The following is a 22,624-nucleotide window of genomic DNA, read 5'->3' on the forward strand; positions in this document are numbered from 1 at the left end:
TTCTCCCCGCTCGCCCTGCAGTATTATTCGATAATCGAGCTAACTACGCCAGCGCCTACGGTACGGCCGCCTTCACGGATTGCGAAGCGAAGACCTTCGTCCATGGCGATCGGGGTGATCAGGTTGATGGTTACGGCTACGTTATCGCCAGGCATAACCATTTCGGTTCCGGCGGCAAGATCAACTATCCCGGTTACGTCGGTGGTCCTGAAGTAGAACTGGGGACGGTAGCCGTTGAAGAACGGGGTATGGCGGCCACCTTCTTCTTTGGTCAGGATGTATGCCTCTGCCTTGAATTTGGTGTGCGGAGTAATGGAGCCCGGCTTGGCAAGCACCTGGCCGCGCTCGATGTCTTCGCGCTTGACACCACGAAGCAGTGCGCCGATGTTGTCGCCGGCACGCCCTTCGTCGAGCAGTTTGCGGAACATTTCCACGCCGGTGACGGTGGTCTTGGCAGTGGTCTTGATTCCAACGATCTCGACTTCTTCACCAACCTTGACGATACCGCGCTCTACCCTGCCGGTGGCTACTGTACCACGACCGGAGATGGAGAAGACGTCTTCTACCGGCATGAGGAACGGCTTGTCAATGGCGCGCTCAGGCTCGGGAATGTAGCTGTCTACGGCGTCCATGAGGGCAAAGATGGAAGGCTCTGCGAGCTCACCTTTTTCACCGTTGAGTGCCTGAAGGGCGGACCCTTTGATGATGGGTACATCGTCACCGGGGAAGTCGTAGCTGGAGAGCAGTTCGCGGATCTCAAGCTCGACGAGTTCGAGAAGCTCGGCATCATCTACCATGTCTGCCTTGTTGAGGTAGACTACTATGTAAGGCACACCTACCTGACGGGCAAGCAGGATATGCTCGCGGGTCTGGGGCATGGGGCCGTCTGCTGCGGAAACAACAAGGATTGCACCGTCCATCTGTGCGGCGCCGGTAATCATGTTCTTTACGTAGTCGGCGTGACCAGGGCAGTCAACGTGGGCATAGTGACGCTTATCGGTTTCGTACTCTACGTGAGCGGTGGCGATGGTGATGCCGCGCTCACGCTCTTCCGGGGCGTTGTCGATCTGATCAAATGCCTTGAACTCGGCCTGACCTTTGCCTGCCAGAACTTTCGTGATTGCCGCTGTCAGGGTCGTCTTGCCGTGGTCTACATGACCGATCGTCCCTATGTTTACATGCGGTTTCGTCCTCTCAAATTTTGCCTTTGCCATGGCATCCTCCGATCTAAATAGCCTAAGTTTCAGAGAATCTCTTCTCTAATGGTTTGTTTGTAAAAAATGGAGCCCACATCCGGACTCGAACCGGAGACCTCTTCCTTACCAAGGAAGTGCTCTACCTCCTGAGCTATGTGGGCTTGCACAGATCTTGGAGCGGGAAACGGGACTCGAACCCGCGACCCTCAGCTTGGAAGGCTGATGCTCTAGCCAACTGAGCTACTCCCGCCTAATCCGGCCTATGAAGCTTTGTGAAGGCAGCTGACGTAAGCAAAGCCAGTATATGCGGCCTGCGGCCTCCTGGGATTACTTCAGTCATCTGACTTCTGCAGAGTTTATGGTGGAGGGAGGAGGATTCGAACCTCCGAAGTCGTCCGACGACAGATTTACAGTCTGTTCCCTTTGGCCACTCGGGAATCCCTCCAAAAAGACAGGCCCTATACTGCTATTAATTCTAACTGGAGCTGGCGATGGGACTCGAACCCGCAACCTGCTGATTACAAGTCAGCTGCTCTGCCAATTGAGCTACGCCAGCAAAATCCCACCAAGCTTGAGCCAAAAAAACTGCAATTGGCGGACAGAAGTTTGTTATATAGTCGAAACGAGGAGAAGTTGTCAAGCTATTTTCTGATTTTTTTTATTTTATTCTTTTTCTTGTCCGGCGCCACAGTACTGTTAAAAACCCCTGACCCCTTTACTGGCACACTTTCCCGCATCTGAGCAGGAATTAAGGCCCTGGCTGCGTCCTCCCTGTTGCAGGCCGAAAGAGCAGCCTTCACCTTTTTCAGCTCTGCAGGCAGGTGAGCAAGCAGCAGGGATTTCTGCAGCTGTTTTTCCCGATCCTTGCGGGCCACATAGACAGGCGCGCCGGAAAACGGGTCAATCCCGGTATAATACATGGCTGTGGCAAGGGTTCCCGGTGTCGGGGTAAACTGTTGGACTTGCTCAACCTTCAACCGGTTACTGCGGAGAAAAAGCCCGAGATCCACCATGTCGGAAAGAGTGGTTCCGGGGTGCCCGGACATGAGATACGGAACAACCCCATAACGCTTGCCCAGTCTGGCGCACTCAGATCTAAACCGGGCGAGGAAATCCTCGAACAGCTCAGGAGCCGGCTTTCTCATCAAACGCAATACCTTGTCGCAGCAATGCTCCGGGGCAACCTTCAGTAACCCTCCCACATGATGAGCGACCAGTTCCCGGAAATACTCGGGTTGGCAGAGCAGAAGATCGTATCTGATTCCTGAGGTGACCGTCACATGCCTGACCAGTGGCAGCCGCTTTACCACCCGGAGCATCTCGGCGGCAATCTTGTCGGCAACCTTCAACTGAGGACATACTTTCGGATGCAGACAGCTCAGGCGCCTGCATGAAGCCCCCGCATCGGGCGCACTGCAGCTTGATCCGTACATATTTGCAGTAGGGCCGCCCAGATCGCTGACAATCCCCTTGAACCACGGCGCATCCCCCATTGCCTTCACCTCTGCGGTTATGGAGGCAATGCTGCGGCTCTGAATAACCCGCCCCTGGTGCAGGGTGATGGCACAAAAAGAACAACCGCCATAACAGCCGCGATGAGTCGTTACCGATGACTTGATCTGCTCCCAGGCAGGTATCGGTTCGGTATAGCCGGAATGCGGCACACGGGTAAAAGGCAATGAATAGACCGTATCCAGTTCAGCCGTTGTGAGAGGCATAGGCGGCGGATTGCAGACCAGAAAACGGCTCCCGTGTCTCTGCCCCAGCCTTCTCAATGAAAAAGGGTTCTGCGACTCGGACATGACCCGGTAAGCTTGGGCGTATGCCTGCCGATCCGCCTGCACCACTTCGCAGGCAGCCAGCTGCTCGGCATCGGCCGGCAATTCTGCGGCAGCAAAGGCAGTCCCTCTGATATCCGTAATGCAGCCTATTGGCTCGCCTTTTTGCACCCGCTGCGCCAGTTCGAGCAACGACCGCTCTCCCATGCCGTAAATCAGCAGGTCGGCTTTGCTGTCAAACAGGATGGACCGGCGCACCTTGTCGTCCCAGAAATCGTAATGGGCAAAACGGCGGAGACTGGCCTCGATACCACCGATGACAACCGGCACATCCTTATAGGCAGCCTTGCAGCAGGAAGTATAGACAATGGTGGCACGATTGGGGCGGGCACCATGACGGTTCCCGGGGGTATAGGCATCGTCGCGACGAAGACGTTTTTCCGGAGTATAATGGGCGACCATGGAATCCATGGCACCCGCAGCAACGGCAAAAAAGAGGCGTGGTTTACCCAACGCCTTGAACGCTTCAGGGTCCTTCCAGTCCGGTTGCGCAAGAATACCAACTCGAAAACCGTGTGACTCCAGCCACCGTGCCAATAGAGGGACCCCGAAGGCCGGATGGTCGATGTAGGCGTCTCCGGTTACAAAGACGATATCAAGCTCATGCCAGCCGCGAATTAAGACCTCAGCTCTGGTGACGGGCAGAAACATATTTACGGAAACAGCCCCAGCCCTTCCAATCCCAGGTTTTCCGGGAAGCCGCAGACAATGTTCATGTTCTGGACCGCCTGACCTGATGCCCCCTTTACCAGATTATCGATTGCCGAGACAACGATAACCCGGCCGGTCCGCTGATCGACAGTCAAACCGATGTCACAGAAATTGCTCCCCTTCACATATGCAGTCGATGGGAATTGGCCTTCCGGCAGCACCCGGACAAACCCTTCCCCCTTATAGAAGTCGTTGTAAAGCCTGACAAGATCCCCTGTTGTCTTTTTCTGCCTTAACGTTGCGTAGATTGTGGCAAGGATCCCTCTGTCCATCGGCACCAGATGCGGTGTGAACGATATGACCACCGGCTTGCCTGCCAATTCCGAAAGCTCCTGCTCTATCTCAGGGATATGCCGGTGGGTTCCGCCGACGCCGTAGGCCTTGAACCCGTCGTTCACTTCGCAGTAAAGGTTGTCAACTTTGGCACTCCGGCCGGCACCGCTTACTCCGGATTTTGCATCGGCAATTATGGTATTAATGTCGATAAGCCCGTGGCTGAGGAGCGGCGCCAGTCCCAAGGTGACACTGGTCGGGTAACAGCCCGGATTGGCAACCAACCGCGATTTGGCAATTTTAGCGCGCCTGATTTCCGGAAGCCCGTAAACCGCTTTAGCCAGCAGTTCCGGATTCATATGCGGCTCATACCACTCACCATATACCGCCGCATCATGGAGGCGATAATCGGCCGACAAATCGATCACCTTCTTTTTCAGCTTCAGAAAGGTCGGCACGACCTCCATCGCAGCCTTATGGGGGAGGGCGGTGAATATAAGATCAGCCTTCTCGGCAATCCGGACCGGTTCAAGATTCTCAAGTACCAGGTCACACCGGCCGTGTAGAGACGGAAATATGTCGGAAATCCGCTTCCCGGCGCTCTGTTCCGAGGTTACGCAGGTTACGGCAGATTCAGGATGGCAATGCAGAATCCTGAGCAGTTCCACCCCGGTGTAACCGCTGGCACCAACTACGGCAACATTCAACATAACGTCCCCTTTCGTGCAATGGTGCAACTCCAAAGCAAAAAGGGGATATCCGGACGGATATCCCCTGCATTAACCAATATACGCCCGGTATTAACGCTTGGAGAACTGGAAGCTGGCGCGGGCTGCTTTCTTGCCGTACTTTTTCCGCTCCTTGACCCTGGCATCGCGAGTAATAAACCCTGCCTTCTTGAGGGTGCCGCGGAGTTCCGCATCGGCCTCAAGCAACGCCTTGGTAATCCCGTGCTTGATCGCACCGGCCTGGCCCGAGTCGCCGCCACCGCTGACAGTGACATTAATATCGAAGATGCCGACCTTTTCCACCAGTTCCAAGGGCTGACGGACCACCATCTTGGAAGTCTCACGACCAAAGTAGTCGTCAAGCGACTTGCTGTTGACCGTAATTGTCCCGGTACCAGGCTTCATCCAGACCCTGGCGATAGAGGACTTTCTTTTCCCTGTTCCGTAATAAGTATTTGCTGCCATCATTGTACTATCTCCTGAACTGAATTAATCAAAGCTGAACGGTCTTGGGCTGCTGCGCCTTGTGCGGATGCTCTGTGCCTGCGTAAATCTTCAGCTTGCTGAGCATGTGGCGAGCCAGCTTGTTTTTCGGGAGCATCCCCTTTACCGCCTTGCGGATAACGTCCTCCGGCTTTTTCTGAAGGAGCTTGCCCGCACTGATCGACTTGATGCCGCCGGGGAAACCGGAGTGGCTGTAGTAGATCTTGTCGTCATACTTTGCGCCCGTGAGAAGAATCTTCTCGGCGTTGACCACGATCACGAAATCGCCGGTATCAACGCTCGGCGTAAAAGTCGGCTTATTTTTCCCGCGAAGTATATTCGCAATCTGGGTAGCAATCCTTCCGAGCACCTGGTTGTCGGCGTCGAACAGGTACCAGTCCCGATTTACCTCTTCACTGTTTGGCAAAAACGTCTTCATCGAACCCTCACATACGTCTAATAGTCTTCCAAGAAAGATGATTGATAAATCAATTCGCTCTTTATGTCAAGGATTTTTCTCTAAATGATTAAAACACCCGAAACTGACTCGGACCAGAGTGAGTCCATGGGCCGGAGCAGTCGCCCCTGCAGCCGAACGGGCCGGACTCAACAGTAATTCGCGCACCGACTCCGGGCTGCGCCGGCCAAGACCGATCTCCACGAGGGTTCCGGCCATTATCCTCACCATGTTCCGCAGAAAACCGACTCCCTGGACATCGATCAGCAGCAACTCTCCGTCCGCGGATATGGTCACGGAATTCACTACCCTTACCGTAGTCTTTGCCGCACACCCGGTCGCGCGGAACGCGGCAAAGTCATGCTCTCCCGCAAAATATGCCGCCCCTCTCTTCATGGCGTCAATATCAAGAGGCCCGCGCAGATGCCAGGAGTACAAACGCGCGAGCGGTGCGCGGTTTGGAGAAACATGGATCGAATAGCGGTAATGCTTTTCCGTTGCCTCCCTGCGGGGATGAAACTCCGGAGTGACTTCGATCGCCTCCCTGACTGCGATATCAGGAGGGAGAAAGGAGTTCAGACCGGCGGTGAACGCCTTGAGGGGAATGGTCCTGGTCGTCGTAAAACTCGCCGGCATGGCCAAGGCATGCACCCCGGCATCGGTCCTCCCCGAGGAATGCAACCGCACCGTCTCCTTGAGCAGGCTTGCCAAGGCGGTCTCCACAACCTGCTGGATGGCGATGCCGTTTGGCTGCACCTGCCACCCCGCATAGTTGGTGCCGTCGTATTCGATTGTCAGGAGGATGTTGCGCATCTAATGGCTACTTGAGATACTTCTGCACCAGGATCTCCGCTATCTGCACGGCATTGGTGGCAGCACCCTTTCGGATATTGTCCGCAACAACCCACAGATTGAGGCCGTTGTCCGTCGACTCGTCTTCCCTTATTCTACCCACGTAGACAAGGTCCTGACCAGCGGTGCTCATCGGCATCGGATAGATCCCTTTTGCCGGGTCATCCACCAGTTTAACGCCCGGCGCCTTTTTCAGCAGTTTTCTTGCATCGTCTACGCTCAACTTCTTTACCGTCTCGATATTCACGGACTCGGCATGGCCGTAAAATACCGGCACCCTGACAGTTGTCGCCGTAACCCGGATATCCGCTGCCATGATCTTCCGGGTCTCATTCACCATCTTCAGCTCTTCCCTGGTATAGCCGTTCTCCTCGAAGACATCGATCTGCGGGATACAGTTGAAGGCAATCTGGTGCGGATAGACACTGCAGTTTACCGGACGGGCATTAAGCAGCTCCCCAACCTGCTTCCGCAGCTCGTCAATCGCCTTTTTCCCGGTCCCGGATACCGCCTGGTAGGTCGATACGATAATCCTTTTGATGGTTGCGGCATCGTGAAGCGGTTTCAGGGCAACCACCATCTGGATCGTCGAGCAGTTGGGGTTGGCGATGATCCCTTTTTTCGTGTATCCGGCAATAGCATTCGGATTCACCTCAGGCACTACCAGCGGCACATCCGGGTCCATCCGCCAGGCAGACGAGTTGTCGATGCAGACCGCTCCGGCAGCTGCGGCAGCGGGGCAGAACTCCCTGGAGCGATCTCCTCCGGCGGAAAAGAGCGCGATATCGATTCCGCTGAACGAATCGAGTTTCAACTCTTCCACCAGCACCGGCTTCCCCCTGAATTCCAGGATTTCCCCCACGCTCCGGCTGCTGGCCAGGAACTTGATCTCTCCCACCGGGAACTCCCGCTCCTCCAGGCACTCGATCATCTGGGCGCCAACAGCGCCAGTGGCGCCGACTATTGCTACATTCCACAATTTACTCATGCAGTTATCTCCATTTATCCAGACAAAAAAGAAAAGCGCCCCGTGAAAGGGGCGACATTTCATGCAACTTCCTATCGGCTAGAACTACTTTTACTTCTCCATCAGAATCCTGAGCATCCTTCTCAGCGGCTCTGCGGCACCCCACAGTAGCTGGTCGCCGCAGGTAAACGCCTGAACATACTGCGGCCCCATCTTCATCTTGCGTACCCGGCCGACCGGCACGGTGAGCAGGCCGGAAACAGCCGCCGGGGTGAGCCCGGCGAGGGTATCGGCCTTGGTGTTGGGGATCAGTTTGACCCACTGGTTGTCGTTGGCGATGATCTGCTCGATATCGGCCAACGGCAGGTCCTTGGTCAGCTTCATGGTAATCCCCTGGCTGTGGCAGCGCATGGCGCCGACCCGGACGCAGATGCCGTCCACCGGGATCGGGCTGGTAGTGCCTAGGATCTTGTTGGTCTCGCTGAACCCTTTCCACTCCTCGCGGCTCTGGCCATCCTCCACCTCGCGGTCGATCCAGGGGAGAACGTTGCCTGCCAGAGGGAAGCCGCCGAACTCCTTCATCGGCATGGAACCGTCGCGCAGTGTGGCAGTCACCTTCTTGTCGATCTCTAGGATGGCGGAACCGGGATTCTTCAGCTCCTCGGCAACAACACCCTGCAGCACGCCCATTTGCGACAGCAGTTCGCGCATGTTCGGCGCTCCGGCGCCAGATGCCGCCTGGTAGGTCATGGATGAAAGCCACTCCACCAGTCCGGCGCGGAACAGGCCGCCAAGCCCCATCAGCATCAGGCTTACGGTGCAGTTGCCGCCGATGAAATCCTTCTGCCCTTTGGCCAAGGCGGCATCGATAACGTTGCGGTTGACCGGATCGAGGATGATCACGGCATTGTCTTCCATCCGCAGGGTGGATGCCGCATCGATCCAGTAGCCGTTCCACCCCTGCTTGCGCAGCTCCGGATGGACCGCCTTGGTGTAGTCGCCCCCCTGGCAGGTGATGATGATGTCGAGCTTTTTCAGCTCTTCAATATCGTCTGCCTTTTTGAGGGTGCCCCCGCCCATCGGCGCAGGCTGTCCCGCCTGCGAAGTGGTAAAAAACACCGGCTCGAAGCCGAGGCTGAAATCGTTCTCCTCCTGCATCCGCTGCATGAGGACCGACCCCACCATGCCGCGCCAACCGACCATTCCGACTTTCATATCTATACGCTCCTTTGCGAAGAGTTAATTGCTCTGAAAAGTTAAAGGGCAGCGATAATGGCGGCGCCCATCTCTTTTGTATTGACGAGTTTTTCTCCGTCCTTCTTCTGGTAAATGTCCCTTGTACGAAATCCCTGATCCAGCACCTTGGCCACGGCATTATCGATGGCATCGGCTGCATCCACCATAGCGAAGGAGAACTTGAGCATCATCCCCATGGAGAGGATCTGGGCGATCGGATTGGCGATTCCCTGCCCGGCGATATCTGGCGCAGAGCCGCCTGACGGCTCGTACATGCCGAAGGTCCCTTCTGCCAGGGAGGCAGAGGGGAGCATCCCCAGTGAACCGGTCAGCATGGCGGCTTCGTCGGAAAGGATGTCGCCGAACATGTTCTCGCACAGGATGACGTCGAACTGCTTCGGCCACTTGACCAGCTGCATGGCGGCATTATCGACATACATGTGGGTAAGTTCCACGTCCGGGTACTCCTTGGCGATACCGATGACAACGTCGCGCCACAGAACAGACGAAGAGAGCACGTTGGCCTTGTCAATGGAACAAACCTTCTTGCCCCGCTTGCGTGCCGCCTGGAAGGCGACATGGGTGATCCGCTCGATCTCGGGCACGCTGTAACGCATGGTGTCCACTCCCACCCGGTCGCGCCCGACACCTTCGATACCTTTCGGCTGCGAGAAATAGATGCCGCCGGTCAGTTCGCGAATGACCAGCACATTGAACCCGCCGGCAATTACCTCTTCCTTCAATGAAGAGGCGCCGGTCAGCGACGGAAAGATGATGGCCGGCCGCAGGTTGGCGTAAAGCCCGAAGATCTTGCGCAGCGGCAGCAGCGCACCGCGCTCCGGCTGCTCGTCCGGCGGCAGGCTCTCCCATTTCGGGCCGCCAACCGAGCCGAACAGGATCGCATCCGACGCCTTACAGATATTGACCGTGGTCTCCGGCAGCGCCTTCCCCTCAAGATCGATACCGGCGCCACCCACGTTGGCATGGGTTCGCTCGAATTTTACCGCATATTTGCTTTCCACCGCATCCAGCACCCTGAGTGCCTCGGCCATGACCTCCGGGCCAATACCGTCACCAGGAAGAACTGCAACCTTGAATGTCTTGCCCATGCCCCCTCCATTTTAGGAAAAGATGAAATTAAACGGTGATTTTACGGGCCTGCCGGCGACATTGTCAATCTAAAAAACCTTATTCGCCGGTCACCGGAAAAAAATACTGCAGCAGCTCCATCTGTTGGTAAACTGGTGACATGGAGGATTGAGATGAAGAAGCTGATCATTATCGCTGCAGTCATCGCCATTGCTGCAGTGCTGGCTATAACCGCCATCCGCCGGGCGCCCGTGGCAGCAACCGGCCTCAAGGTCTCGGGGAGTATCGAGGCGACCACGATCCAGGTTTCATTCAAGGTCGCGGGTCGCCTCGCCAAGCGGCTGGTTGACGAAGGGTATGTCGTCAAAACCGGCCAACCGGTGGCGCTCCTGAACACCGACGAATTCACCGACGAGAAGAACGCCCGCTTGTCCGAGGCAAAGGCAAGCCGGGCAGCGCTGGCCGATCTCGTTGCCGGGAGCCGCAAGGAGGAGATAACCCAGGCGGAAGCGGTGCTGGCGCGTATGAAGGCTGAGGCCGACCGGATGGCCAAGGAGTTTACCCGGGCAGAGGCGCTTTTCAAGCGCGAAGTAATTCCGCTCAAGGAGCTGGACACTGCCCGCGCCGGTCGCGACAGCTCGGCAGCGGCGGTCAGGGAGGCGGAAGAGCGGTTGAAACTGCTGCGGATCGGCCCCAGGCCGGATGCGGTAACCCAGGCGCGGGCGCGGGTCGATGCGGCCACTGCCGTGCTGGCGCTGGCCGAAACCAGGCTTGCCGATACATCCGTAGCATCTCCGGCCGATGGTCTGGTGCTGGCCAAGCATGCCGAACCGGGAGAGATGTTGGCTCCTGGTGCGCCGGTCATAACCGTCGGCAAGCTGGACGAGGTCTGGCTCAAGGCATATATTCCCGAGACCGAGCTCGGCAGGGTCAAGGTCGGGCAGCCGGTCCGGGTGACGTCAGATACCTGGCCGGGCAAGGCCTATGAGGGGAAAATCACCTTCATCTCCCCCCAGGCCGAGTTCACCCCGAAAAACGTCCAGACCGAAAAAGAGCGGGTCAAGCTCGTCTACCGGATAAAGATCACCCTCCCCAACCCAAAGCTGGAGCTGAAACCTGGAATGCCGGCTGACGCTGTCATAGAGACGGGAATTCAGGGTAAATGACGCCTGTCCTGGCAGCGGAAGAACTGTCGAAGCGGTTCGGCGCAGTCACTGCGGTTGACGGACTTACCCTGCAGGTCAAGACTGGGGAACTGTTCGGCCTGGTCGGTTCCGACGGCGCCGGCAAGACCACCACCATCAGGATGCTTGCCGGGGTTCTGGATGCCACATCAGGCGTTGCGACCGTCCTGGGCCGCCCATGTTCGAGCCTTGATGCCATTCGGGGCGAGATCGGCTACATGAGCCAGCGATTCGGGCTGTATCCCGATCTAACCGTAGGGGAGAACATTAAATTTTACGCCGATATCTTCGGCCTGAGCAAAGGCGAACAAAACGCCAACATCGAGCGGCTTCTTCAGGCGACAAACCTGGCCGCATTCCGCCAACGCAAGGCCGGCAACCTTTCCGGCGGCATGAAGCAGAAACTCGGGCTGGCCTGCGCCCTGATCCATACCCCGAAGATCCTGTTTCTCGACGAACCGACCAACGGGGTCGATCCGGTATCTCGCCGCGAATTCTGGCGGCTGCTCTATGCGCTCCTGGACGAAGGGGTCACCATCTTCGTCGCAACCGCTTATCTCGACGAGGCCGACCGCTGTCACCGCGTCGGGCTGATCCATAACGGGAAACTCCTTGCCTGCGACACCCCGGGCGACCTGCGCAACCTGGCGCAGGAAAAGATCCTGGAAGTGGTCGCCGCCAGCCCCAAAACAGCCGACCGGCTGCTGCGTACCGCCTTTCCGGAAGCGGCGGTGATGCTCTTCGGCGACCGGATTCACCTCTCTACCGCTGATCCGGAACCGATGACAGCGGCCATACGACAGCTCCTGACCAATGCGCAACTGGAGGTCTACTCGATTAGCGAGGTCGAACCCTCCCTGGAGGATATCTTCGTTGCCATGGTCAGCGACCGGGAGAGCCCGGCAGTTGACAACCGGGTGAGCGTTGCCATCGACCATAGCCGTGAGCTCGGACCAAAGGCGGTGTCCGTAACCGGCCTGACCCGGCGTTTCGACGATTTCGTCGCCGTCAAGGGGATCGACCTTGAAGTCGAGCATGGCGAAATCTTCGGCTTCCTGGGGCCGAACGGAGCCGGCAAATCGACCACCATCAGGATGCTCTGCGGCATCCTGGAACCGACATCGGGTAGCGGCAGCGTGGCCGGGTGCGACATCCGGACCGGCCAGGAAGAGATCAAGAAACGGATCGGCTACATGAGCCAGAAGTTCTCGCTTTACGAAGAGCTGACCGTGGAGGAGAACATCGCCTTTTATGGCGGCATCTACCGCCTTGGCGGAAAAAAGCTGACGGAACGGGGCGACTGGGCCATAAAGATGGCCGGACTGGAACAGCGGCGCACTGCGATTGCCGGAGAGCTGTCCGGTGGCTGGAAGCAGCGGCTGGCCCTTGGCTGTGCCCTGCTCCACGAACCGCCGGTCATCTTTCTCGACGAGCCGACCGCCGGAGTGGACCCGCTCAGCCGCCGCGCGTTCTGGCGCCTCATCAGGAGCCTTGCAGCGGAAGGGGTGACAGTGTTCGTCACCACCCACTACATGGACGAGGCCGAGTATTGCGACCGCCTTGCCATGATCCACCAGGGGGAGATGGTTGCCCTCGGCACCCCGCAACAGCTGAAGCGGGAGCAGATGGCAGAAACTGTTCTGGAGGTCTCCTGTGACAGGCCGCAGGATATCCTTTCGCAGCTGGAGCAGTTGCCGGCGGTCCGGCACGCAGCGCTTTACGGGCGCGGCGCGCATCTGGTCACCGCAGACCAGGAAGCCACGGAAAACAGTTTGCAGGGCTCGGCACTGGCTGGCCAGGTAACGCTCCGGCGCGTAATCCCCTCGCTGGAGGACCTGTTCGTATCCCTCATCGAAGCCGGGGAGAGAAAGACCAAAACCCCAGCGGATAAGCGTGCAATCATCTGAAACAGGGATAAAATGGCTATGGAGGCTATATGTCACGACGACGCAAACTGCTTATTGCCATGGCCTGCAGTGCAGCCCTGCTGCTGCTCTTCATCATCTTCGTCCTGCCGGGAATAGTGAGGGGAAAGGCTGTTGAAGAGATCAATCGCTCCACCGGCCGCCAGGCAGCCATAGACCGGGTCTCGATCAACCCATTTACCCTGAGCGCCAGAATCGACGGGTTCCGGATGAAAGAGGCCGATGGAAAGGCGATTTTTGCCTCCTTCAGCAGCCTGAATGTCCGGGTCTCCACGGCATCCATCATCCGCCGCGCCCCGGTTGTCGGCGAGATGACCCTGGTCAGGCCCCAGCTCTCGCTGGTGCGAATTAGCGACAATAACTACAACTTCTCCGATATCGTCGAACGGATCAGGAAACAGCCGAAGAGCAAGGGGGAAACTCTTTTTTACGCTCAACAACATCCGGATCGACAACGGCAGCATCGACTTCGACGACCGGGCCGCCCGGCAACCGTCCAGACACACCGTGCGCAACCTCGACCTGGCCATTCCGTTCGTCAGCAACATCCCGTACATGGCCGACAAGTACGTCACCCCCCACTTTGGTGCGATCATCAACGGCGCCCCGCTCAGGCTGAACGGCAAACTCAAGCCGCTGGCCAAATCGCTGGAAACGGCCATGACCCTGAAACTGGACAATTTGAACCTGCCGCCCTATCTGGCGTACCTCCCGTTCGACCCCGGTTTTGCCATGCAAGGCGGCACCCTTTCCACAAATCTGGAACTGGCCTACCGGATCGGCGCAAAGGAAAAACCGGAACTGAACATTGCCGGCAAGGTTGACCTGGCGGGACTGGCCTTCACCGAACGACAGGGCGCGCCGCTGCTGGCGCTCAACCGGGCAAACGCCACAATCAACAGGTTCGGGGCATTCAGTAAACAGGCAGACATCGGCCAGATACAGCTGGACGGGCTGGAGGCACATATCAACCGCGACCGGCAGGGGAGCTGGAATTTCAGCCGGCTGTTCCCCGGCGCATCGGCAGGAACACCGGCCCCTCCTGCCACGGATAAACCCAAAGAGAATAAACCGGCACCTTTGCCGTTGATCACACTGGCTGGGTTTGCGCTGACCAACAGCACGCTTCATCTCCGTGATAGCCAGCCCCAAGGGGGATTTGCCACGACCCTGCAGGACATCTCCCTTGAGGTCAGGAATTTCAGCACCGCGCCCCAAAAGACGGCCCAGTGGCAGATCAATTGCACCACCGACGCCAAAGAGCAACTGTCGGCCACCGGTACATTCAGCGCTGCACCTGTTGCGGCCGAAGCAAAGCTGAAGCTCGCTGCAGTGCAGTTAAAGCGGTACTACCCCTACCTGAGCGAACTGCTCACGGCGCCGATATCCGGATCTGCCGCGCTGGAGAGCATCCTGGCCTACAGTGACGAGTCAGGACTCAAGCTTAGCGATACCACGCTGAGCGTCACCGACCTGCTGGTGCCGTTCGGCCCGACGGATAAACTGGCGCTGAAAAGACTGACTGTTGCCGGAACCGGCATCGACCTCAAGGAACGGCAGGCAGATATCGCCTCAGTCAGCCTCCAGCGCGGCAGCGTCTCAGTCAGCAAGGAGAGCGACGGCACCCTGTCTCCGCTCCAACTGCTGAGGAAGCCGGCCACAACCTCGAATACTGCTCCCACAACAGCCAACAAAGCCAAACCTGACGAGAAGCCGTTCCGCTACATTGTGCGGGATGTGGTGATAAAGGGGGTCGATGCCTCGTTTGTTGACCACGGCTTTCAGCCGGCGCCGACCTTTACCCTGAAAGGGATCAGCGCCGGGGCAAAAAACATCGCCGGACCCGTCTTCGGACCGATACCGTTCACCCTGACGGCCGGTTTCGGCAGCACGAAAGCGAAGATCGCAGCCAGCGGCACCGCAATACCCGACCCGTTCCGGTTGAAAGGGGAGGTGAAGTTGTCGCAGATCCCGCTACGCGACTTCGACCCGTACTACCCCGACGATATGGGGATCTTCATCGCCGGAGGCACGGTTGACACCCGGCTGCACCTCGACCTGGCGAAAAAAGGGAACAAGATTGCCGGGAGCTACACTGGCAGCCTTGGGGTCCGCTCCTTCTACAGCCTCGATACGATCGAGTCGGAAGAGCTGCTGAAATGGGAGAGCCTGCAGATCGACAATATCCGCGGCACCCTGGAGCCGTTCTCCCTGGCGATCAGGGACATTGCCCTCACCTCACCGTTTGCCCGGGTTATCGTCAACAAGGACGGCACCCTTAACCTCCAGCAGATCGGCAAGGCCCCCAAAGAAGCGGTGCCGCAGGCAGCCGTACCGGCGCCAGCCCCGGCAGCAGCGGCAAACACAGCGCCACCGGTGGCAATCGATACCATTACCATCCAGGACGGTACCCTGGCATTCATCGACCGCAAACTCCCCGGCGGCTTTGCCTCCACGTTCTTCAACCTCGGCGGCCGGGTCAGCGGGCTCTCGTCCGAATCAAGCCGCTTTGCCACCGTTGATCTGCGCGGCGTTCTGGAGAACCGCTCCCCGCTAAAGATCAGCGGCACCCTCAACCCGCTACGCGGCGACCTGTTCATGGACCTTACCGCGGCATTCACCGACATCGAGCTGTCGCCGGTCACCCCTTATTCCGGAACCTACCTGGGATACAGCATCGACAAGGGGAAGCTGTTCCTCGACCTGAAGTACAAGATCGAGAACAAGGCGCTCTCCGCCGAGAACAAGGTGTTCATCGACCAGTTCACCTTTGGCCGCAAGATTGAGAGCGACAAGGCGACCAATCTGCCGGTCCGTCTGGCCGTGGCCCTGCTCAAGGATGGCAAGGGGGAGATCCATCTCAATCTGCCGGTCTCCGGCCGTACCGATGACCCGAAATTCAGCGTCTGGAAGGTCGCCTTCCAGATGCTGAAGAACCTGCTGGTCAAGGCCGCCACCTCACCATTCTCGCTGCTGTCGTCGATGTTCGGCAGCAACGAGGACTTCAGCTCCGTCAGCTTTGCCCCCGGCTCGGCGGTTGTCCCGCCGAACGAGCAGGAGAAGCTGGCCAAGCTGGTCAAGGCGCTCAAAGACCGGCCGGCGGTCTCGCTGGAGATTTCCGGGTATCTTGACCGGCAACGCGACCCGGAAGGTTACCGCCAGCTGCAGTTGACCCGCCGGATACACAACGAAAAATTTCTGGCCATGGTCAAGTCAAAGCAGAACCGGCCCGAGGACAGTCCCGAGACGGTCAGCGTCACCCCGGCCGAGTACCCGGTCTACCTGAAAGCGGTCTACCGGAAGGAGGATTTTCCGAAACCGCGCAACGCCATCGGCATGCTCAAGGATCTGCCCGATGATGAGATGAAGAAGCTGATCCTTACCCATCTCCCGGCCGGAGACAAGGAGCTGCAGGCCCTGGCGGCCGAGCGGGCCGTTGCCGTGCAGGGCTTTCTGCGCGACAAGGGAGAAATACCCAGGGAGCGGCTCTTCCTGAAGCAGGACGACCCGTCCAAACTCCCCGAGAAGAAAGAGCAGAGCCCGAGCCGCGTCGAATTCGGCGTTGTGGTGAAATAAATGAAACCGTACCGGATCAGGGCGGTAGCCTGGAAGGAGTCGCTGCACCTGCTGCGCGACCCGCGCAGCCTCATCATGGGGATCGCCATCCCGATGCTGATGCTGTTTCTGTTCGGCTATGCCCTGAACCTGGACATCGAAAAGGCGCGGATCACAATCTGGGACCAGAGCAACAGTCCGCAGAGCCGCGACTTCGTCTCGCGGTTCGCCGCGTCCCGCTACTTCAGCCTGGTGGAGGACTCCGCCTCCTATCGCGACATCGAGCGGGCCATTGATACCGGGCGCGCCATCATTGCCGTCATCATCCCGCCCGACTTTGCCCGGACCATGGGCCAGAACAAGGAGACCGCGGTACAGGCCATCCTTGACGGCAGCGACGCCAACAGCGCCACCATTGTCCTTGCCTACGCCGAAGGGGTAACACGCCAGTTTTCCTCGGAGATCATCATCACCAAGGCCGGCAGCCACGGCTCTTCCCCCAAGGCAGCGCCGGTTGATCTGCGGCCGCGGGCCTGGTTCAACACCGATCTGGTGTCCAGGCATTTCATCTTTCCCGGCCTGATAGCGGTCATCATGATGGTCATCGCTGCCCTGCTCACCTCGCTCACCGTGGCCAGGGAATGGGAAACCGGCACCATGGAGCAGCTGATCGCCACCCCTCTGACCGGGGGGGAGATCATTGCCGGCAAACTGGCGCCTTACATCGCCATCGGTGTGCTGGACCTGGTGCTCTGCGTGGTCGTGGGATATTACTTTTTCGGCGTGCCGTTGCGGGGGAATCTATTCCTGCTGTTCTCCCTGGCGCTGGTATTCCTGGTCGGCGCCCTGGCGCTGGGGGTGCTGATCAGCATCATTGCCAAGAGCCAGCTGCTGGCGAGCCAGTTCGCCCTGGTGGCCACCATGCTTCCGGCCTTTCTCCTGTCCGGGTTCATCTTTCCGATCGACAACATGCCCAAGCCGATCCAGATTTTCACCAACATCATCACGGCCAGGCATTTCGTGCATATCCTCCGCGGCATTTACCTGAAGGATTCCGGCGTTGGCGAGATCTGGCTTCAAACCTTAGTGCTGGCGATCTTCAGCGTGGTAGTGCTAGGGCTGGCAGTGAAGAAGTTCAGGAAGAAGATAGAATAATGTTCGAACGCCTCAAAGCAATGCTGATAAAGGAGTTCATCCAGGTGCTGCGGGACAAGCGGACCCGCTTCGTCATCTTCGTGATCCCGGTCTTTCAGGTGGTCGTTTTTGGCTATGCGGTCAACACCGATGTCAGGAACAGCCGGCTGGCGATCCTCGACCGTGACAACAGCGTGGAAAGCCGCGAGATTGTGGAAAGGTTCACCAGGTCCGGCTATTTCCGGACCGTCGAGCGTATAGCCGACGAGCAACGGATGACCGAGCTGCTCGACCGGGGTGATGCGCGGGGAGTCATGGTCTTTGACGCCGGTTTCGGCGGGAGCGTTCAGGGCAAAGGGGAGGCGCCCCTGGCGTTGGTTCTCGACGGCAGCGACGCCAACTCTGCCGGGATTGTCCTGAGCTATGCCTCTGCGATCATCGCCGCGTACAACTCTGAATTGCTCTCTTCAAGGGGTGCCAGGGAGGGAGCGGGGTATCCCCCCGCCGGGGTGGTGCTCCAGTCGCGCGCCTGGTTCAACCCGAACCTGGAGAGCCGCGTCTACTTCATCCCAGCTGTTATCGCCATGCTGGTGATGGTAGTGACCATGGTGCTGTCGAGCATGGCAGTGGTTCGGGAAAAGGAGATGGGGACCATCGAGCAGGTGGTGGTTACACCGATTACCCGGAGCGAATTCATCATCGGTAAGACCCTGCCGTTCATCCTGATGGGTTACGCGAACGTTGCAATCGTGGCCGCGGTCGCGGTCCACTGGTTCGACATTCCGATCCGCGGTAACCTGGGCCTGCTCGCCGCCGCCACCGGCCTGTTTCTGATGAGCTCACTGGGCGCCGGGCTGCTGATCTCCACCATCAGCAGCACCCAGCAACAGGCGTTGATGACCGCCTTCTTCGTGATCTTCCCGGGAATGCTCCTCTCCGGCTTTGCCTTCCCCATCGAAAACATGCCGGAATCGATCCAGTATGTCACCCTGTTCAACCCGCTCCGCTGGTTCATGGTAATCTTAAGGGCGATTTTTCTCAAAGGGGTGGGGATGGAGATCCTCTGGAAGGAAATGGCGGCGCTGGCCGTACTGGGGCTGGCCGTGCTGCTGACCGCGGTGGCGCGGTTCAGGAAGACCGTGGGGTAATGGCGCAGGAAAAAGTCCACCTGCTGCTGGTCAGATTGTCTTTAGCGCGTCCGCGTTGCTCACGCGCCGGTAATTGCTCCGCAATTACACGTCCTTGCGACGTAGCCTACGGCTACGACTCACTCCTCAACATACGCTACGCCTTGCAGCTGGAGCATTCTGCTGTGCCATATAGTTTTCGCTATATTCTTTTGTACTCCCCATCTTTGACATACCGGTCTTCAGGCAGCAGCGAGGCCTCGGTGAGCGCCTGCTCCACCGACTCCCGGATATCCGCACCGTAACGCAGCGCCAGGCCGCAGTCAGAGGTTATCGACCTTGGCGCCGGGATGAGGAGCACCGCCAGCCCTTTCCCCTTGAGGAGCTTCTCCGCCTTCATTACCCGGTGGATCGACTGGAACACAACCACATAATCGCCATCAGCTACCAAAATCCGCCTCCATTTCCGTGCAGCGTACCCCGATTCATTGACAAAATATCTGCAAACAGCTTAGTATGTGCGGAAAGAGGTTGTTCATGGATTCCGCCTTAAAACTGCTCGGGGTAACGCTGCTGGCCTTGCTCATTAACCTGCCGTTCGGCTACCTGCGGCAGAACTGCGAGAAATTCACCTTTGCCTGGTATTTCTACGTCCACATCTCGATCCCGGTGATCATCTTTCTCAGGATCAAGTCCGGCTTCAGCTGGCACTTCATCCCGATTACCCTCGGCGCGGCAGTCGCCGGGCAGCTGATCGGCGGCCGGATCAACCGGAGATTCAAGCGCAGTGGCTAAACCGTCCCGCCCCAAGATGAAACGGCCGGTAGCCGTTTCCCAACTGCTTGCCACGCTCTTCAGCGGCACCCCGGCAGAAAACCGCCTCAAGGAGGGTGCCATCTGGGAAGTCTGGAACAGTGCGGTTGGCGCCCAGATAGCATCCCGAGCCAAACCGGTCGCAATCCGCAACGGCGTGCTTACCATCGTGGTCTCCAGCGCCCCCTGGCTGCAGCAGCTCAACTTCATGAAGAGCCAGATCCGCGAAAAACTCAATGAGGCGACCGGCGAAGAGCTGGTCAAAGATATTTACCTTAAGGCCGGCACATTGAGGAAAGACCCCGATGATGCCGTCAGAAGACCTCTCCCCAAAAAGAAGCCGCGGCCATTGACCCCCGAGGAGCTGGAGACTGTTGCCAAGGCCACCGAGGAGCTGGCTGACCCGGAACTCCGCAATACGCTGGCCGCGCTCTACTCGCTGCACCTGTCCAACCGGAAGGATTAAAACTCCCCCAGTATCTGTTCCGCCTCGTCATCGTAGCTCCCGTCACCACGGTATATCACCAGAGGCGGCTCAACAGCAAGATCGCACTTCCGCCCTTTTTTCAGCTCGACCAGAAAGATCCTTGCTCCGGCGCCGACCGTGCCGTGCACCATCCTGAGCCTTGCCACAGCCAGCTTCAGCTCCCCGGCAGCAACCATGAACTCCTGCAGCCGTGAAGGGTGATAGACGAAAAAGATGCTGCCACCAGGCCTAACGAGATATTTGGCAACAGAGAGAAATTCATTGAGCCCAGCGGTGGTTTCATGCCGGCCGGCGTCGCGCCCGGCCTTAGGACTGGTCTTGCCGGTAAAGGGGCTGCGAAACGGCGGATTGGACAACACCAGATCGAACGAGGAAACCGGGAACCGGCTGCGCAGGTTGAGAATGTCGTCAGCAACAACACGCACCGCAGACTCAAGACCATTCATCGCAACGTTCCGCTCGCCAAGCTGTGCCATTGAAGGCTGAAACTCTACCCCGACCGCGCTTTTCGCTCCGTAATGAGCGGTCAGCAGCAACGGCATTATAGCGCAGCCGCTGCCGAGGTCGACTACAGACTTGCCCCTGGCCCGTTCCCCGGCAAAGGCGCATAACAGCACGGGATCGAGTGAATACCGGTAGCCGTCCCTGGGCTGCTTGAGCGTCAAGCCGTAGCGACGCAATTCATCAACCGTCTCCTCACACTTGGGCATAACCCGTGCGCCTGCGTCGCCACTCCCACCCCAGAACCACTGCATACAAGGCAAAGGAGGCATAGGTGAGACTGCTACCGACCCGGAACGACCAGGGGGCGAAAACAAACTCGATCCTGTGATTGCCGGGGGTCAGGTAAACCCCGCGCAAGACGCGGTCCACCGGGTAGATCTCAGTGGCCTTGCCGTTGTCCGTTGCCTTCCAGGCGCGGTAGTACTTGTCCCCCATCACCAGGATTGAATTCACCTGGGTGGATACATTCATGGAGACATGCTCGCCCTCGTAACGGTCGATCTGCACCGCGCCCGGAACCGGAAAAGGCGCCTCGGCCGGAGAGGGAAGCGGTATCGGCGGCGCCGATTCGACCAGGGCAATCCGCCGCGGATCAAAACCAGGGCTCTGGAGCATGCCCAGCAACTGCCCCGGCTCAGGAGAAAGCACCACGGACGGCACCAGCCACGCTTTGGGGAGCACATACCGGTTTTCCAGAATGACATGCCCGCCATCAGGCGAGGTGAAAACCGGCTCAAACCTGTTAGCTAAAGAGCCGCGCTGTGCCTGATAGTCTGCCGGGGCCTGGATCAGGTATTTGATGTTCATGATATCGGGCATGGCCGAATTGAGCGAAAACACATCCAGAAACTCCTGCCACCGCGTACTCTGAACGGCATTGGAGGTGAAGAACACCGGAATCTTGTTGGTAACGTACTGCATCGGATCGGTGCCGTCCATCGGCAGGACGCGATACTCCTTAGGCATTTTGGCCAGGAAATCGATTACCGGCGTCCGCTCGCCGCGGGTCTGCTTCGGCACCTTGATCAGGAAGGTGAACTTGTCGTCGATCCTCCAGACATCGGCAAGAAACAGGGCGAACAGCAGAAACAGCGCTGTTCGGTGGCCGATCCAGGAGCGGGCAAAGGCAACCCAGACCAGCGCCAGCAGAGAGGCGAGGCCGGCGGCAAAACCGGTCTCGAAAACCAGGTTGCCCCAGCGCTGTGCCAACAACTGCGGCCCCTGCTCATAGCGGTTCGGCTCGGAGATCAAATTCTGTAAGATCCCCAGCCATTGCGGTTGCGCTGCCATCTGGCTTGCCAACATCAGGAGCAGTACGACGGGAAGCGCGATAATGCCGGCAAGATATCGCCTGAAAGCCTTTCTTGCCCGGATTTCGGCATCGAGCAACAGATCTAGGCCGCGGGCCGCCATTACCCCCAACCCCATCACCGTCATGAACATCATCATCTTGGGGACCCGGAACCGGTTGATTCCGGGGAAGTGGTCATAAAGGAAATTGTAGAAAGGGGTATACTGCCCCATGGAAAAGAACAGGCTGCCGGCAATTGCGGCCAAAGCGATCCAGGTATAACGGTCGCGCCGGAAGATGAGCGGTAACGGCACCAGCAGCCATGGTAGCAACCCCATGTAACTGACCGTCTGCGTGAATACCATCCGGCCCCAGTAGTAGGAACGGATATTGGTCGGGTTCTCCCCCCCTTCCTGCCGCGACAGCCCGAAGAATCCCGGGATTACGAATGCGCCCAGTTCTTCCGGCGGCAGCGACCACATCATCGCCTCTTCGCGGGCCAACCCGCCCTTACCCTGGTTTGACCCACTTTGCACGCCGCGGTTGGTGTCCTTGGACCACTGGGTTATGGGAATAAGACTGATCGAGACCGTGGAGAGGAAAAACAGTGCCGCGACCAGGCAGCCGCCGATCAGGCGCAAGAGCCGGCCCGTGTGCTGTTCCTCCCGAGTAACAATGGTTGCCGCGAGACGAAGCACGCCGTATACCGCTATGCCGAGGCAGGTGTAATAGGCGATCTGCCAGTGGGAGTTGAAGAACTGCAGCGCGAGCACC

General features: G+C 58.4%; 20 protein-coding genes and 4 tRNA genes. 7 read left to right on the plus strand and 17 right to left on the minus strand.

All coding sequences use genetic code 11. The features are described from left to right. Positions 1-23 precede the first annotated feature (23 nt). The 13 genes from tuf to leuB form a co-directional block, all read right to left on the minus strand. Positions 24-1,214, minus strand: a complete 1,191-nt coding sequence (gene tuf / locus OR1_RS16030) for an elongation factor Tu (protein ID WP_041972962.1) — start codon at positions 1,212-1,214, stop codon at positions 24-26. Between the two features lie 67 nt (positions 1,215-1,281). Further along, positions 1,282-1,357, minus strand: a tRNA-Thr gene (locus OR1_RS16035). A 12-nt stretch (positions 1,358-1,369) separates the two neighbouring features. Beyond that, a tRNA-Gly gene (locus tag OR1_RS16040) sits at positions 1,370-1,446 on the minus strand. 109 nt (positions 1,447-1,555) lie between these two features. Next, a tRNA-Tyr gene (locus tag OR1_RS16045) sits at positions 1,556-1,641 on the minus strand. A gap of 35 nt (positions 1,642-1,676) precedes the next feature. Beyond that, positions 1,677-1,752: transfer RNA gene (locus OR1_RS16050), tRNA-Thr, on the minus strand. An 85-nt stretch (positions 1,753-1,837) separates the two neighbouring features. After that, a complete protein-coding gene (locus tag OR1_RS16055) occupies positions 1,838-3,685 on the minus strand; it encodes a YgiQ family radical SAM protein (protein WP_082002995.1) in 1,848 nt (615 codons plus the stop codon). Positions 3,686-3,687: 2 nt separating this feature from the next. Then, a complete protein-coding gene (gene argC / locus OR1_RS16060; protein WP_041972963.1) occupies positions 3,688-4,728 on the minus strand; it encodes an N-acetyl-gamma-glutamyl-phosphate reductase in 1,041 nt (346 codons plus the stop codon). A 90-nt stretch (positions 4,729-4,818) separates the two neighbouring features. Then, complete coding sequence (rpsI, locus tag OR1_RS16065; RefSeq protein ID WP_041973042.1) at positions 4,819-5,211, minus strand: 30S ribosomal protein S9; 393 nt, start codon at positions 5,209-5,211, stop codon at positions 4,819-4,821. Positions 5,212-5,239: 28 nt separating this feature from the next. Next, positions 5,240-5,668 (minus strand): 50S ribosomal protein L13, encoded by a 429-nt coding sequence (gene rplM, locus OR1_RS16070; protein WP_041972965.1) that lies wholly within the window; start codon positions 5,666-5,668, stop codon positions 5,240-5,242. Between the two features lie 66 nt (positions 5,669-5,734). Continuing rightward, entirely contained in the window at positions 5,735-6,499 is a 765-nt protein-coding gene (gene truA / locus OR1_RS16075; protein WP_041972966.1) for a tRNA pseudouridine(38-40) synthase TruA, read from the minus strand. A 7-nt stretch (positions 6,500-6,506) separates the two neighbouring features. After that, the gene (locus tag OR1_RS16080) at positions 6,507-7,526 is read right to left on the minus strand and encodes an aspartate-semialdehyde dehydrogenase (RefSeq protein ID WP_041972968.1); all 1,020 of its coding nucleotides are present in this window, start codon (positions 7,524-7,526) and stop codon (positions 6,507-6,509) included. 90 nt (positions 7,527-7,616) lie between these two features. After that, entirely contained in the window at positions 7,617-8,720 is a 1,104-nt protein-coding gene (gene asd, locus OR1_RS16085; protein WP_041972970.1) for an aspartate-semialdehyde dehydrogenase, read from the minus strand. Between the two features lie 41 nt (positions 8,721-8,761). Continuing rightward, positions 8,762-9,850, minus strand: coding sequence for a 3-isopropylmalate dehydrogenase (gene leuB, locus OR1_RS16090; RefSeq protein WP_041972972.1), 1,089 nt, complete (start codon positions 9,848-9,850; stop codon positions 8,762-8,764). A 153-nt stretch (positions 9,851-10,003) separates the two neighbouring features. On the opposite strand from leuB, the gene OR1_RS16095 reads away from it, so the two are divergent. Continuing rightward, positions 10,004-10,996 (plus strand): efflux RND transporter periplasmic adaptor subunit, encoded by a 993-nt coding sequence (locus OR1_RS16095; RefSeq protein WP_041972974.1) that lies wholly within the window; start codon positions 10,004-10,006, stop codon positions 10,994-10,996. Continuing rightward, positions 10,993-12,921, plus strand: coding sequence for an ATP-binding cassette domain-containing protein (locus OR1_RS23325; RefSeq protein ID WP_041972976.1), 1,929 nt, complete (start codon positions 10,993-10,995; stop codon positions 12,919-12,921). The genes OR1_RS16095 and OR1_RS23325 overlap by 4 nt, the downstream gene beginning before the upstream one ends. Before the next feature lie 32 nt (positions 12,922-12,953). On the opposite strand, the gene OR1_RS21040 is transcribed toward OR1_RS23325, so the two are convergent. Further along, on the minus strand, positions 12,954-13,469 hold the full coding sequence (locus tag OR1_RS21040) for a hypothetical protein (protein WP_152609937.1): 516 nt from the start codon (positions 13,467-13,469) through the stop codon (positions 12,954-12,956). Between OR1_RS21040 and OR1_RS16105 the strand changes: the two genes are divergently transcribed. From OR1_RS16105 to OR1_RS16115, 3 genes are read left to right on the plus strand one after another with little or no spacing between them, the layout of a single operon-like run. Continuing rightward, entirely contained in the window at positions 13,402-16,515 is a 3,114-nt protein-coding gene (locus OR1_RS16105; RefSeq protein WP_237754326.1) for a DUF748 domain-containing protein, read from the plus strand. The genes OR1_RS21040 and OR1_RS16105 overlap by 68 nt on opposite strands. Beyond that, a complete protein-coding gene (locus OR1_RS16110) occupies positions 16,516-17,649 on the plus strand; it encodes an ABC transporter permease (protein ID WP_041972978.1) in 1,134 nt (377 codons plus the stop codon). Further along, the gene (locus OR1_RS16115; protein ID WP_041972980.1) at positions 17,649-18,776 is read left to right on the plus strand and encodes an ABC transporter permease; all 1,128 of its coding nucleotides are present in this window, start codon (positions 17,649-17,651) and stop codon (positions 18,774-18,776) included. Before OR1_RS16110 ends, OR1_RS16115 begins: the two co-directional genes overlap by 1 nt. Positions 18,777-18,957: 181 nt before the next feature. Here OR1_RS16115 and OR1_RS16120 read toward each other — a convergent pair whose 3' ends face one another. Beyond that, complete coding sequence (locus tag OR1_RS16120) at positions 18,958-19,206, minus strand: DUF3343 domain-containing protein (protein WP_041972982.1); 249 nt, start codon at positions 19,204-19,206, stop codon at positions 18,958-18,960. Positions 19,207-19,292: 86 nt separating this feature from the next. On the opposite strand from OR1_RS16120, the gene OR1_RS16125 reads away from it, so the two are divergent. Both OR1_RS16125 and OR1_RS16130 read left to right on the plus strand, forming a co-directional pair. Then, positions 19,293-19,550: a hypothetical protein gene (locus OR1_RS16125; RefSeq protein ID WP_041972984.1), complete on the plus strand. Its 258-nt coding sequence runs from the start codon at positions 19,293-19,295 to the stop codon at positions 19,548-19,550. Beyond that, the gene (locus OR1_RS16130; protein WP_237754321.1) at positions 19,543-20,034 is read left to right on the plus strand and encodes a DUF721 domain-containing protein; all 492 of its coding nucleotides are present in this window, start codon (positions 19,543-19,545) and stop codon (positions 20,032-20,034) included. Before OR1_RS16125 ends, OR1_RS16130 begins: the two co-directional genes overlap by 8 nt. On the opposite strand, the gene OR1_RS16135 is transcribed toward OR1_RS16130, so the two are convergent. After that, complete coding sequence (locus tag OR1_RS16135) at positions 20,031-20,765, minus strand: tRNA1(Val) (adenine(37)-N6)-methyltransferase (RefSeq protein WP_041972986.1); 735 nt, start codon at positions 20,763-20,765, stop codon at positions 20,031-20,033. The two genes, OR1_RS16130 and OR1_RS16135, sit on opposite strands and share 4 nt — an antisense overlap. Continuing rightward, positions 20,752-22,623: a YfhO family protein gene (locus OR1_RS16140; RefSeq protein WP_305047297.1), complete on the minus strand. Its 1,872-nt coding sequence runs from the start codon at positions 22,621-22,623 to the stop codon at positions 20,752-20,754. Before OR1_RS16140 ends, OR1_RS16135 begins: the two co-directional genes overlap by 14 nt. Position 22,624 lies beyond the last annotated feature (1 nt).

This window comes from Geobacter sp. OR-1, from assembly GCF_000813145.1.
GTDB lineage: Bacteria > Desulfobacterota > Desulfuromonadia > Geobacterales > DSM-12255 > Geoanaerobacter.